This window comes from Methanospirillum lacunae (assembly GCF_003173355.1).
Lineage (GTDB): Archaea > Halobacteriota > Methanomicrobia > Methanomicrobiales > Methanospirillaceae > Methanospirillum > Methanospirillum lacunae.
Map to the genome: position 1 here is coordinate 1 of NZ_QGMY01000002.1, position 13,485 is coordinate 13,485.

Sequence of the window (13,485 nt, forward strand, 5' to 3'; positions counted from 1 at the left end):
GCTCCAGGGGTCATCAAGCAGAGGACATCACTATGAGGGTCTTCTCACGAAATGTCCTGCTGTATCGGTCTGTGACCGGACGCTCGTTGTGGATGAGAGCGGAACGACTTCTGCTCACCGGAGAGCTAAAGCCTATTCCTGGGATGATCAGGTGTACCAAGCCTGGAAGTATGGGGGAGGATGCTGGCTTGACAGAGATGACCCGCCTTCTGATGATAAAACCGGTCATGATGGGAATGATCTGAAGATTGTTCATGAAGAATTCGGAACTGCTGATGGTTGCGGGCTGACTGCAGAATGTTCTGCAACGAATTCGGTTTCAGATTGCACATCAGATCAGGAATTAAATAATAATAATAATTTTTTATGTACTTATTACGGAATAAGAGAAGATACAGAGAGCAGGAAAGATGATCATGAATGTGATTGTGTCTCTTCATCTGAAAATTGCAGTTCCGTAATTAGGGATCAGGATCATCATTCTGATGAATTATTAACGCCTGATTGTAAAAATACTGAATATAATAATTGCACTGATTTCAGCAACTCATTTGCAACTCCTCAAAATGAGCCCGGTTTGTCAGAACGTTCGGCAGCGTTCTGCAATGGCTCGTCAGGATCTATGAAGGTGAGAACGAATGAGTTCTGTGAGATTGACCAGGGTTTTGGTCAGGGTCCGTGCGACTGCTGTGGGTCAGATTGGGTTCACTACCAGGAGAGGATGACCCGGGAACGGCTGGCTGCTCCTCCCCGGATGAACAGGAAGATCTGCAGATCATGTTTTGAGAAGGCGAAACGTGATGAGGCAGCATCGTTCAGGGCTCTTCCCGGTGTGATTGATCCTCTTTCACTAATCAGGCTGAATTCTGATATCGGGAGATGCCAGGTCTGTAACACGTTCAAGGCAACATGGCACGATTCAGAGTCCGGGGTTGCTGTGTGTGATTCATGCCGGTCCAGGATTCTCCGGGAGGGGTCATGATTTCGCCGGTGTTTCGGTTTCACCTGCCTCATCTCTTCTGGTTTCTGTTCGGGTGCTCTGTGCTCTGGAAGGTTGGGAGGCTGAAGCCGGATCCTGTTCATGAGCAGATCAGGGTGATAATCGACGGTCCGGGTGAAATCGGGAGGATATCCCGGAATGATGCCCGGGCGGTGATAAACCGGGAAGAGGGGATATCGATAGACCCCGGGGGAACGGTAGAGTTATCGACGTCCGGTCACGGGGTAGTGATCGAGGTTCCGGGAGAAGGTGGAGGTAGGTTTGTGGCTATAACTATGCAGGTCTGGAATATGCTGGAGTACTGGCCGAAGAAGAAGGCAGCGTTGTTTGAGGAAGTAGGGAAAACGGATAGTGGCTGATTGATGAGGTATCTGATAATATTCGTTGGATGGCTTCCATCAACCTCGGGTTTTTCAATAAATAAACCTATGAACAACCTTTTGATAGTCTAAACCAAAACAAAATCATGTGTAACAAATATAAATAATCGCTGAACATCATCCCGATGGATTTTCGCTTATCCCATGGGTCTGAATGACGTTGTCATTGGTGAAGGTAACACATATCAGGAAGCATTAACTGATGTAATATTTACTATTTATTTTCACCTTAAAACTTATGGGAATACGATAGTTCAGGAATATATGGCATTGTTTGCTTTGTAATATAAATAGATACAAAACAAACTTACCACATCTACTCATAGGATACTCATAAAGAGAGGTTCCATATGTCCACCGATAATGAAAAAACACAAACGGTTATGGAAATCCTAAAAACAAAGAGATCAGAACTGATTGCTCTTGCTCAAAAACATGGTGCATCAAATATCAGAGTATTTGGTTCAGTATCCAGAAAAGAAGAGAATAGTAATTCAGATATTGATATCCTGGTAGATATGGCTGAGGGTGCAAGTCTCCTCGATCTAGCCCGTCTGAAAAACGATCTTGAAGACCTGCTTGGAAGACCAATTGATATCACAACGAAACCAGCTCTCCACCCAATGCTCGCCGGTACCATTTTGAAGGAGGCAATTCCACTGTGAAGAATCAGGATATTTTCCTCATAGATATCCTTGATTCATTAGAAAAAATTGAATTCTATGCTGAAAAAGGAAAAGACTCCTTTTTTCAATCCTCTTTGATTCAGGATGGAATTATAAGAAACCTTGAAATTATTGGAGAGGCCACTAACCGACTTGACCCTTCTTTTCATTCCTTATATCCGGAGATTGATTGGAGAGGACTTATTTCACTTCGTAATATTCTCATCCACCAATATCATCGTGTAGATCTCAATCTTATATGGTCATTCGTGTTAAAGGACATTCCCGAATTAAAAGAAAAAATTCAGGTTATTCATGACAAACAAAGGTCATCGATGCACTGAAATATTCCTTTCATATTGTCTTCCTGATGCAAGGAGATAGTCGTCTGGAACCCGGGATATCATGCCTGGGTTACATAATAGAACCGGGCTGGTCACGGAGTTATGATAGAGATTCAATTAGAGGAGAAGGTGATAAAGAGATCCGGAGGGAGGTTATCTTCTCAACCGAATGAATAAGAAATTTAATCGTGTATTTTTTTCATTAATACTTTTGAGGCTCCCTGTTGAGACTTCATGAGTGTTCTCATGGATTAATATGATAAAATCAATACATTTAATGTTTTTTGGTTCAAACAATGTGCGAGATAGAGTCATTATTTCTCAACAATCATGAAACCAGAAGAGAAGGCCCGTCAGCAGATAGATCAGATGCTTGAAGCAGCGGGTTGGAAAGTTCAGGATTATCGTGATATTAATCTGGGCGCCTCTTTTGGGGTTGCAGTTCGTGAGTATCCGGTTGGAGCTGGTTTTGCTGATTACCTCCTATTTGTCGACCGGAAAGCCGTTGGTGTCATAGAAGCCAAGCACGAAGGGGTTACGCTCTCCGGAGTTTCTGAACAGACCCAGGCTTATCTGACCAGTATGCCTGCAGCGGTTCCCACTCTCTTTCGTCCCCTCCCATTTGCATATGAAAGTTCTGGGGTGGAGACCTTTTTCCGGTCTGAACAGGATCCAGAGCCCCGGTCCCGCCGGGTGTTTGGATTTCACCGGCCAGAGACACTCCGTTCCTGGGCAAAGGAAGAATCCCCACTGCGTCGCCGACTCCAGCAGATGCCTCCCCTGATTGTCAAAGGGCTTCGGGACTGCCAGGTGGAAGCGATCACCAATCTTGAGGTCTCATTTGCCAGTGATCACCCTCGATCACTTATCCAGATGGCAACCGGATCAGGCAAGACCTTCACTTCAGTCAGTTTTGCATACCGGTTGATCAAGCATGCTCATGCGAGGCGTGTGCTCTTTCTTGTAGACCGGAGCAATCTCGGTCGTCAGACACTCAAGGAGTTTCAGCAGTATGTTACGCCTGATGATGGACGTAAGTTCACTGATCTTTATAATGTTCAGCATTTGACCAAAAATACAATAGATCCGGTCAGCCGTGTTTGCATCACCACAATTCAGCGACTCTTTTCGATGCTGAAAGGAGATGAGGTATTTGAGGAGGAGAATGAAGAACGGTCACTCTTTGATATGCCTGGTGATCAGCAACCAATTCCGATCTCATACAATCCGAAAATACCTATTGAAATGTTTGATTTCGTGATTACCGATGAGTGTCATCGTTCTATCTATAATCTCTGGCGACAGGTGCTTGAGTACTTTGATGCCTCATTGGTTGGTCTTACAGCCACCCCTTCAAAGCAGACTATTGGGTTTTTCCATAACAATCTGGTGATGGAGTACAGTCATGAGCGGGCAGTGGCTGACGGGGTAAATGTCGGGTATGAGGTGTACCGGATCAAGACAAAGATCACTGATGAAGGCTCGGAGATAGAGAAAGGGTTCTGGGTAGGGAAACGTGACAAGCTCTCCCGCAAGGAGAGATGGGAGATGCTAGATGAGGATTTTACCTACACGCCCACCCAGATAGACCGGGCTGTGGTTGTTCCTGATCAGATAAGGACCGTCATCCGGACTTTGCGGGATGCTCTGTTTACCGAGATATTTCAGGGCAGGACCGAGGTTCCCAAAACGCTTATTTTTGCCAAGGATGATGCCCATGCCGAAGAGATCGTTCATATAATCAGAGAAGAGTTTGGGAAAGGGAATGAGTTCTGTAAGAAGATCACATACCGAACTACAGGGGAGAAGCCGGAGAACCTGATCAAGAGTTTCTGCAACAGTTATCATCCCCGGATAGCGGTAACGGTGGATATGATCGCTACCGGGACTGACATCAAGCCGCTTGAGTGTGTGATGTTTATGCGGGATGTGCGGTCCCGGACGTATTTTGATCAGATGAAAGGCCGGGGTACCCGGACGATTAATGATACTGATCTCCAGAGTGTGACACCTGATGCAGATCATAAGACTCATTTCATCCTGATTGATGCAGTCGGGGTCTGTGAAAGTCCGAAGCTTGAGATCAGGCCTCTTGAGCGAAAGAGGACAGTATCATTTGAGAAATTGCTTCAGCAGGTAGCTACCGGTATCAGAGATGATGATACGCTCACCTCGCTTGCCGGACGGATTGCCAGAATTGACCGGGAGATGACTTCTCCGGACAGGGCTGATCTTGAGAAGGTAACCAAGGTGCCGATCCGGAGGATCATCAACCAATTGATGGATGCAACCGATCCTGATATCCAGGATCAGAAGGCTCGTGAGATCTTTGCGGTTGCTTCTCCCACATCCCAGCAGGTTGTTGAAGCGACAGAAGTTTTAACAACCGAGGCATGCAGGACGTTTGATGATCCTGTTATCCGCCGGATGCTTGAGGATATCAGGCGTAAGAATGAACAGGTTATCGACCGGGTGAGTATCGATGAGGTGGTCTTTTCCGGTTTTGATATTCATGCGAAAGAGAAGGCACAGGCTGTTGTATCTACCTTTACCACCTTCATCGAGACCAATAAAGATGAACTGGAAGCCCTCCGGATTCTGTACAGCCAGCCGTATGGAAGGCGTCATCTGACGTATGAGGCGATCAAAGAACTTGCAAACCGTATTGAGCAGCCTCCCTATCTGCTGAGTACTGATATCCTCTGGAAAGCATATGCCCAGCTTGAGGCATCAAAAGTTCACGGTGCCGGACCACAGAAACTTTTGACCAATATCGTGTCACTTATCAGGTTTGCGATGGGTGAAGAACCGGTTCTGGAGCCGTTCGATACCCATGTTCATGATGAGTTTAGACGATGGATTTCTGAGCAGGAGAAATTAGGAAATACCTTTACGCACGAGCAATGCCGGTGGCTGGTGATGATCAGGGACCATATCGCGGCATCACTCTCGATTGAGATGGATGATCTTGATAATCACCCGTTTTCTGACCGGGGGGGAAGGATGAAGGCATGGGAGGTTTTCGGGGAACGGCTTGAGCCGTTGATGATTGAGTTATCAGAGGTTCTGGCAGGGTAAACGACAATTCACTCCTTATATGGTATGATACAGAAGATGGATAGGAGAGAAACGTGAATACTATTTCTACGAGGAGTTATGCAATTCAATATCATTATTGAAAAGGATGAAGATGGGTGGTTTGTTGCATCCGTACCCGCTCTCCCCGGATGTCATACCCAGGCACAGGGTATGGATGATCTTCTTGAACGGATTCATGAAGCCATAGAGTTGTACATCGATGTGCAGGGCGTCCCCTCTTCAGATATGGTACGATCCTTTGTCGGGGTTCAGATCATTGATGTTGAGACCAGCTGATCCAAGAAAGGTTGTCAGAGTTCTCTCGGATCTAGGATTTAGTTGTACACGCAAGCGGGGAAGTCATCTCATCATGCAGCATCCGGATGGAAGAACCACGGTTATCCCATTCCATAGCGGAGAAGAGATTCAACGGGGTCTTCTTCGATCTATCATCAATGATGTTGGTATCGACAAAGATGTGTTTGTATCACTGTTGCAAGGTGAGTAACTACTAGGCATATCGGGATATTTACCTGATACTGTATACCAACATCGGATGATCTGGTTTTATGGTGCAGGATTCAATCATCAATACGTTTTATCGGGAAATTCTTCCAAAATTGACAGAGTTGTTTACGCCTGATAAGGTTATTCTGTTCGGTTCCCGGATGAGTGGGTCAGCTCATGAGGAGTCGGATCTGGATGTGATCCTGGTTTCAGAGAGGTTCCGGGGTGTTCCTCAACATGAGCGGTTTCCGTTGGTCAGAAAAAGTATCAGGTCAGGGTATTCGATCGATTATCTTTGTTATACGATTGATGAGTTTGAGAGGATGAAGACCCGGTCCAGTGTTCTGGGGAGTGCGTTAATCGGGCCCCATCAGATAGTTTTGGGAACGTTATGAAATATCCTTTCCGTCCGGTTCGCAAAGCCTATTGCTGACTTTGACATATTAAAAGGTAATTTGTATGTCAGTAATTAATCTTCTTTTGGAAGAGATTGATGAACTTGATACTGATGACCAGGAGTATCTGATCGATATTCTCCAAAACCGGTTGAGAGATAAGAGACGATCTGACCTTGCATCCCGGGGAAAAGAGGCCCTGTTACATGCACAGTCCGGGTGTGCAAAAACGGGATCGTTTCACGGTTTATGGGCAGACCTCAATGGTTGAAGTAATTGGGGATGAAAGGTCATTAAAAATATTCAGGATGTGGAGCAAAAAGCATCAGGATCTTCTGGATAGATCATGCACCCGGGTGTTTCTTATTTCTACTGGAACCCATGAAGAAGTGTATTAGTTCTTTTAAAACCTCCTTTCTCCGTAGGTAATGATAAAAATTAGGATATTATGACCGATAAAATAAAAATTGATACCATCCGGGGAGGAAATTTGCTGAGGGAGTTGAGGGCCGATGATGTGGGTATTATCGAAGATTCTAGTCGGATGAATGGAGAGTTGCCGAAAGGGTGGATAGTAACCACAATTGGTGATATTCTCGATATATCAGTAGAAAAAACCAATCCACCTTTTACCAATATTTACACATATATTGGATTAGAACATATTGAGAGAAATTCTGGAAAAATTATTGACATTGGTCGTCCAGAAGAAATTAAAAGTACTAAAACAGTTTTTCATTCTGGAGATTTATTATACGGCAAGTTAAGGCCTAATTTAAACAAAGTATGGGTTGCAGATAGAAATGGTATATGTTCGACTGATATTCTTGTATTTGTGAAAAATAGTAATATTAGCAATAAATTTTTTCTCTATCGCCTATTATCTTACGATTACGTATCTTATGCTTCACATATAACAAGTGGTGTAGAATTACCACGAATTGATCAAAAAAAGATCAATCAATTTTCGATTTTTTTGCCTCCCCTTAACGAGCAGCACCGCATCGTCGCCAAAATCGAAGAGTTATTCACCCAGCTCGACGCCGGCATCGCCAGCCTCCAGGCAGCTCAGGTTAAACTCAACCAATACCGCAAAGCCGTCCTGAAACATGCCTTCGAAGGAAAGCTGACCGAGGCATGGCGAGAGGCTTACAAGGATGAGATCGAGCCGGTATCGGTGTTGCTTGAGCGGATCCGGGAAGAACGGCGGAAGGATAAGAAATACAAGGAACTGCCGCCGGTTGATGCGGAGGGACTGCCAGAACTTCCGGAGGGGTGGGTGTGGACAACTATTGAAACTCTCCATCCAGCACAACGAACGTGTGCATATGGAGTGTTACAACCAGGTGATGAGGTAGAGGGTGGGATTCCTCTTGTTCGTGTAGGAGATATTGGAGAAGGTGGATTTTACAATACAAATCTAAAAAAAATTGATCCAAAAATTTCAGAAAAATATAAGCGAACGATCCTTCAAGGAGGAGAAGTATTAGTCTCATTGGTTGGGGCGATTGGAAGAACAGCAGTTGTACCAGATTGTCTTAAAGGAGCTAATACTGCGAGAGCTGTAGGCGTTATTCCATTAAGCGAACACATTAATTCCCATTATCTAGAGATGTGGATCCGTCATCCAACTAATAATGCAGAATTAGAGAGTAAAGCTCACGAAGTAGCAAGAAAGACTCTAAATTTAGAGGATGTTCGTGTATTCAAAGTTGCTCTAGCTCCAAAAAAGGAACAAGATAAAATTGTATCCGAAATTCGACAAAAAATTTCAATTATTGATTCAATTGATAAAATTGTCTTCCAATCAATCCTTCAATCAGACTTAATCCGTCAATCAATCCTGAAAAAAGCATTCGAAGGTCGCCTCGTCCCCCAGGATCCCAGCGACGAGCCTGCCTCGGTCCTCCTTGAGAAGATCCGTCAGGAGAAGATAACAAGGGAACCGAAGAAACGAGGGAGAAAGAATAAGGGAACCTGAAGTATCTGAATGGGTCCGTCAGGCTGAGTACGATTACGAGGATACCGAATATTTATTCCTGGGAAAAAGATATCCTAAAGCCATTTTCTGTTGTCATCTGGCTCTTGAAAAAGGATTAAAGGCTCATTATATTCAGGTACAACCTCCCGGATACCTCTCTAATATTTCTCATCCAGATAATACCGGGAGGAGTTCCTGAAAGGTTTGAAAACCTGATGGATATTCTGGGAGATATGAGTGTGAAGATCAGATATTCACCGATACTTGATATTCTTCTGATTGATATTACTAAAGAGAAAGACCACACGATCATAGAAGATACCGGAGGATTCCTCACATGGATTCGCAAATTGAAACTTTGATTGCCGACTTCTTACAAGAAATCAAAAACCTTGGTGTCGATATCGCCATGATCGTGCTATTCGGCTCCCAATCTGATGGATCAGCAACGAACGAGAGTGATATTGATCTCGCTCTCATTTCTCCATCATTCGAGGGTATTACCTCACTTGAGCGACGAAAACGGGTAAAGTCTGCATTATTTCACATCATCGACCGGTATCACATCCAGGTAGACCTCATCCTCCTGACCCTGACAGAGTATGAGACTGAACACTCCCTCCGGATGTCTTTCATCAGACAAGGAACAGCCATTTCAATCCCTGCATAAACGGAGTGTACAATGAATCAGACCTTTTCCACTATCCCTCAATCCCTCCCTTCTATCATACAAGAAGCAATCAACAGGTTTACTGAGAAAATCCAGGCCCTATTTCCCGGAAAAATTACTCATATCATCTTATTTGGATCCTATGCCCGGGGAGATTATCATAAAGACTCCGATGTTGATCTTCTTGTTCTGACAAATGATGATTCCTGGGAACTGAAAAAAAGCATAATGGATGCTGGATTTTATTTTTATCCAGAGATTGGAGTGATGATTTCGGCAAAAGTGATGACCGAGGAACAATATCAGAAGCGATCCGGTTTTTTGTTCATTCAAGAAGTTACACGTGAGGGGATACCAGTTGTCTGATTCGAATGAGGGAAAAATTCTCTTTCAAAAAGCGTATGAACGCCTTTCAGTCGCTGAAGAACTTCATCAGAATGGTCATTATGAGGATGCAGTATCCCGGAGTTATTATGCCATGTATTATGCAGCAAAGGCATTGCTTTCAACAAAGGGAATTATTACAAAAACACATCGCGGATTAATCGCACAGATCAGCGATCAATATGTGAAGTCAGGACTTCTGGATTATGAAACCTGGTCTACACTGGCTCACACAGAACCATTACGTGAATCTGCAGATTATGGCAGTGGGGAAGAGATCACCGAAATAATATCTAAAAATGTTCTTATTGATAGCAGACATTTTATTGAGACCTGCGAATCCCTCTTTTCACGGAACCTCTAATGGCAAACGAATCAGCAACTATTGTACAGCGACTCTGGAATTACTGTAATGTCCTCCGGGATGACGGGGTTTCGTATGGTGATTATGTAGAACAACTCACCTACCTTGTCTTCCTGAAGATGGCAGATGAGCAGACACAACCTCCTTTCAACAAACCATCAACCATCCCTGTCGGGCTGGACTGGGAAAGTCTGGTCGAAAAAGATGGAGATGAACTCGAAGTTCACTATCGGCATATCCTCGAATCTCTAGGAAAAATGCAAGGTATGCTCGGGGTCATCTTCCGGAAATCCCAGAATAGGATCAACGATCCTGCAAAACTCAAACGACTCATCTCTCTTATCCATGATGAAAACTGGATCAGCATGGATATCGATATTAAAGGGGATATTTACGAAGGTTTGCTCCAGAAGAATGCAGAAGATACCAAGTCCGGTGCCGGGCAGTACTTCACCCCGAGAGCCCTCATCAGGGCGATGGTTGAGGTCACCAATATCCAGCCAGGAATGACGATCTGCGACCCTGCCTGCGGAACCGGGGGTTTTCTCCTTGCAGCCCAGGAGTATCTCCTAAGGGAATTCAACCTCAACAAAGAGCAGATGAAACAGCTCAAATCAGAAATATTCAGGGGATACGATATTGTAGATAATGTCGCCCGACTCTGTGCCATGAATCTGTTTCTTCACGGGATTGGAGGTGATGAAAGTCCAATCACGGTCGCTGATGCCCTGGCTGCAGACCCGGGAGATCGATATGATATCGTCCTCACCAATCCTCCCTTTGGAAAGAAGAGTAGTATCACCATCGTAAATGATGAAGGGAAGGCTGATAAAGAAGGGCTCACCATTGAACGGGGAGATTTCTGGGCAACCACCTCGAACAAACAGCTCAATTTCCTTCAGCATGTCAGGACGATTCTCACGATTAATGGAAAGTGTGCGATCGTTGTGCCTGATAACGTCCTCTTCGAAGGAGGAGCCGGGGAGATTGTGCGAAAAAAACTTCTCCATGAATGCGACCTTCATACGATTCTCCGGCTCCCTACCGGTATCTTTTATGCTCAAGGGGTTAAGGCAAACGTCCTCTTCTTTGAGAAGAAACAGGCGTCAGAGACTCCCTGGACAGAAAAAGTCTGGTTCTATGACCTCCGGACCAATATGCACTTCACCCTGAAGACGAATCCTCTCAAGTATGCAGATCTTGAGGATTTTATCAGATGTTATCACCCGGAAAAAAGGCATCACCGGGAAGAATCAGAACGGTTTAAATCGGTTACGTATGAGGAAATCCTGGGCCGGGACAAGGTAAGCCTTGACATCTTCTGGCTCCGGGATGAGAGCCTGGAAGATGCGGATAATCTACCGGAGCCGGATATTATCGCAGCGGAGATTGTGGATAACCTTGAAGCAGCATTGGAACAGTTCAGGGAAGTATTGGACGGGCTCGGAGAGAGTCAGTAATCCAAATGTATGTCAATTTCCGAATGCATAAAACCGGCGGCACCTATTCGAGAAACTTGCTGAACTCTCCTCATTTCTTTGTTTTAACCAATCTCCCTTTTCACTCCCTTCCTTAACCCCTCGGTCCTGGGTTTTAGAACATCCCCGGGATTTGAGACCAAGTATACATTCTGCTCATTCTTTGTCCCGTTTTTTCCAAATGTTTCCCAGGGACCGTACTGGGTCACGTCCTCATGAAATAACATGATCTTCCCGGGATCATCCCGTTTTCCATAATTCCAGTAAAAAATACGATCCATGGTGCATAGTTTTGATCTAGAGAGGGTGAGTTCGGCTTGGGAGAATGATAACGGGGAGGTGATTACCGAACTCACTCCCACGATTCAGGAATTTCACCTTCAACCTGATTTTCATCTGTTGACGCAAACATCTTCTGAAGTCTTACTACTCCGAAATATTGATGTTGCGGCCAGGTGAGGGCATACACAACCTTCCATTGCTGATACCCGTTCTTTTTAAGAGTAATGGTATGTCTCCCCGAGGGCACCAGGTATGGTATCGCCGAGGTGATCGTACGCCCTATCTTATCCCGGTCATCGAGCCAGATATCTGCCCCTCCTGGGAGAGAACCGATTGAGATATAACTCTTTTTCCCAATCGTTGGCGGGATGGTGTAGGTATATGTACATGACCTGACCTGCGTACCATCTGATATCGTCAGTGTGATAGGATATGTTCCGGAATTCTGGTAATGATGGGTAATATTCTGTCGGTAATACTCAGGTTTCTGATCCCCGTCTACATCCCAACTCCATGAGATAATTCCCGGACCAGTACTCGTATCTGTGCATACCACGGTCATGTTACTTTCGCTGATATCGGCACTAAAATTCGCAGAGAGAACGAGTGATGATGGTCCAATAAAATAGGATTCGGACACGGCATCCGGATACAACTCATTCATCATATGGGTATGATCTGATGCAGAATACATGGAACCTGGCTGGGTTGTGCTTTTGCCATGATTCTCCCAATTAGCATCAGGAAACATGAAATTTTTTGTCACAAGTTGCTGATTTACATTATTTTCCCCTTTAACCACGTTAAACCAGATAATTCCTTTGACATTCGGATATTTTTTCAGGTTATTCTCATTATACAGGTATTTGACCTGGTTATTTTTCAGAGATAACTCGTCTGCAGGTATTCCATCCCCATCGGCACTCGTCTCCATGAAGATCATCGGGTGTTTGCGGTCTCTGGCATAATAGTTATAGAAATCAGAGAGATCATCCAGGGTTTTTGGTCCATCATTCCAGGGATACCATGTCATTCCAACCCAGTCAACGTAATCCTCACTCAACTGGTTTCCTGAATCATCCGTCCCGGGCCAGTAATAGATTCTATCACCTTTCGTCCTGGCAACATTGCCTGCCCATACCATCTGCACCGATGGATTGGCATTAGCATGCACTATCTGATAAGCATCCCTGAACATCTGTCTCCAGGCCCGTTTGTTTGCGTTGTCAGTAAGGTCATTTTTCCCTGGATTTACAATATCCTGGGTATTATACTCAAGTCCGAAGCATATGAGGACAGTGGCGGGTTTCCCCTGAGAATCTGCGTATTTTTGACTGAGTGCATCACATCTTTGGGCAATCTCTTTTATTATGCTATTACCATCCATATTATGGCTGTTTTTCGCTGAAATATCCAGGACTCCGTTTTTTTGCAGAGCCCAGGGGTAGAGGACAAGTACAGGAATGCCGCCTTGTTGCAGAACTTTTTCAGCCCAGACATCAGGGGGAGGGGACTCGGTATACTTAATTTTGCCATAATCGTTATCAGGGTAATAATACAGGTTAAAATATCGGGAAAAGAGTAACTGCTTCTTTCCTGCTCCATTCTTTATTGATTCAATCCCGGATCTGAAGGAATCGATTCCGGTGTCTATACTTTTCAGCATTTCGGAGTAATTATCAGATTTAATCTCTCCATATTGCTGAGGATGGTCAAGGATTTGGGTTTCATAGGGATTATCGCTTGCACTCTTGTAGTAATTGAGGCACATGTTATTGTTTGCCCCCTGGTTTCCTCCCAGATATGCCCCTATATAACATCCAATCTCATCCAGTAATCCTTCTTTCACTGTCGGTATATGATATCCGGCTCCAGAAACATCCTGAAATAAGATCGCGACGCCAAAGAGAAGTATGATTATCAGAAATTTATGTGACATGACCATCCCGGTTCCCTT

18 protein-coding genes are annotated in these 13,485 nt (G+C 44.6%); 16 read left to right on the forward strand and 2 right to left on the reverse strand.

The window, feature by feature from the left end; all coding sequences use genetic code 11:
• The 16 genes from DK846_RS17495 to DK846_RS00485 form a co-directional block, all read left to right on the forward strand.
• On the forward strand, positions 1–982 hold a 982-nt coding region (locus tag DK846_RS17495; RefSeq protein ID WP_181391553.1), incomplete at its 5' end, for a hypothetical protein.
• Complete coding sequence (locus DK846_RS00415; RefSeq protein ID WP_109966952.1) at positions 979–1,359, forward strand: hypothetical protein; 381 nt, start codon at positions 979–981, stop codon at positions 1,357–1,359. The genes DK846_RS17495 and DK846_RS00415, both read left to right, overlap by 4 nt.
• Before the next feature lie 371 nt (positions 1,360–1,730).
• The gene (locus tag DK846_RS00425) at positions 1,731–2,045 is read left to right on the forward strand and encodes a nucleotidyltransferase family protein (protein ID WP_109966953.1); all 315 of its coding nucleotides are present in this window, start codon (positions 1,731–1,733) and stop codon (positions 2,043–2,045) included.
• Positions 2,042–2,389 (forward strand): HepT-like ribonuclease domain-containing protein, encoded by a 348-nt coding sequence (locus tag DK846_RS18240; RefSeq protein ID WP_109966954.1) that lies wholly within the window; start codon positions 2,042–2,044, stop codon positions 2,387–2,389. Before DK846_RS00425 ends, DK846_RS18240 begins: the two co-directional genes overlap by 4 nt.
• A gap of 330 nt (positions 2,390–2,719) precedes the next feature.
• Complete coding sequence (locus tag DK846_RS00435; RefSeq protein ID WP_109966955.1) at positions 2,720–5,467, forward strand: type I restriction endonuclease subunit R; 2,748 nt, start codon at positions 2,720–2,722, stop codon at positions 5,465–5,467.
• A 78-nt stretch (positions 5,468–5,545) separates the two neighbouring features.
• Positions 5,546–5,764, forward strand: a complete 219-nt coding sequence (locus DK846_RS00440; protein ID WP_109966956.1) for a type II toxin-antitoxin system HicB family antitoxin — start codon at positions 5,546–5,548, stop codon at positions 5,762–5,764.
• Positions 5,748–5,975, forward strand: a complete 228-nt coding sequence (locus DK846_RS00445) for a type II toxin-antitoxin system HicA family toxin (RefSeq protein WP_109966957.1) — start codon at positions 5,748–5,750, stop codon at positions 5,973–5,975. Before DK846_RS00440 ends, DK846_RS00445 begins: the two co-directional genes overlap by 17 nt.
• Positions 5,976–6,036: 61 nt before the next feature.
• Entirely contained in the window at positions 6,037–6,369 is a 333-nt protein-coding gene (locus DK846_RS00450; RefSeq protein WP_109966958.1) for a nucleotidyltransferase domain-containing protein, read from the forward strand.
• 64 nt (positions 6,370–6,433) lie between these two features.
• Positions 6,434–6,640: a hypothetical protein gene (locus DK846_RS00455; protein ID WP_109966959.1), complete on the forward strand. Its 207-nt coding sequence runs from the start codon at positions 6,434–6,436 to the stop codon at positions 6,638–6,640.
• Between the two features lie 177 nt (positions 6,641–6,817).
• Positions 6,818–8,350 (forward strand): restriction endonuclease subunit S, encoded by a 1,533-nt coding sequence (locus DK846_RS00460; RefSeq protein WP_109966960.1) that lies wholly within the window; start codon positions 6,818–6,820, stop codon positions 8,348–8,350.
• On the forward strand, positions 8,337–8,549 hold the full coding sequence (locus DK846_RS18245) for a HEPN domain-containing protein (protein ID WP_109967754.1): 213 nt from the start codon (positions 8,337–8,339) through the stop codon (positions 8,547–8,549). Before DK846_RS00460 ends, DK846_RS18245 begins: the two co-directional genes overlap by 14 nt.
• 40 nt (positions 8,550–8,589) lie before the next feature.
• Positions 8,590–8,712: a hypothetical protein gene (locus DK846_RS18085; RefSeq protein WP_281269799.1), complete on the forward strand. Its 123-nt coding sequence runs from the start codon at positions 8,590–8,592 to the stop codon at positions 8,710–8,712.
• Positions 8,688–9,020 carry a nucleotidyltransferase domain-containing protein gene (locus tag DK846_RS00470; protein WP_109966961.1) on the forward strand — a complete coding sequence of 111 codons (333 nt, stop codon included), beginning with the start codon at positions 8,688–8,690 and terminating at the stop codon, positions 9,018–9,020. The genes DK846_RS18085 and DK846_RS00470 overlap by 25 nt, the downstream gene beginning before the upstream one ends.
• 12 nt (positions 9,021–9,032) lie before the next feature.
• Positions 9,033–9,386, forward strand: a complete 354-nt coding sequence (locus tag DK846_RS00475; RefSeq protein ID WP_109966962.1) for a nucleotidyltransferase domain-containing protein — start codon at positions 9,033–9,035, stop codon at positions 9,384–9,386.
• Complete coding sequence (locus DK846_RS00480; RefSeq protein WP_181391554.1) at positions 9,379–9,768, forward strand: HEPN domain-containing protein; 390 nt, start codon at positions 9,379–9,381, stop codon at positions 9,766–9,768. Before DK846_RS00475 ends, DK846_RS00480 begins: the two co-directional genes overlap by 8 nt.
• Positions 9,768–11,228, forward strand: coding sequence for a type I restriction-modification system subunit M (locus DK846_RS00485; RefSeq protein WP_109966964.1), 1,461 nt, complete (start codon positions 9,768–9,770; stop codon positions 11,226–11,228). Before DK846_RS00480 ends, DK846_RS00485 begins: the two co-directional genes overlap by 1 nt.
• Before the next feature lie 83 nt (positions 11,229–11,311).
• On the opposite strand, the gene DK846_RS00490 is transcribed toward DK846_RS00485, so the two are convergent.
• Complete coding sequence (locus tag DK846_RS00490) at positions 11,312–11,527, reverse strand: hypothetical protein (RefSeq protein WP_146201082.1); 216 nt, start codon at positions 11,525–11,527, stop codon at positions 11,312–11,314.
• A 71-nt stretch (positions 11,528–11,598) separates the two neighbouring features.
• Positions 11,599–13,467 carry a PKD domain-containing protein gene (locus tag DK846_RS00495; RefSeq protein ID WP_181391555.1) on the reverse strand — a complete coding sequence of 623 codons (1,869 nt, stop codon included), beginning with the start codon at positions 13,465–13,467 and terminating at the stop codon, positions 11,599–11,601.
• Positions 13,468–13,485 lie beyond the last annotated feature (18 nt).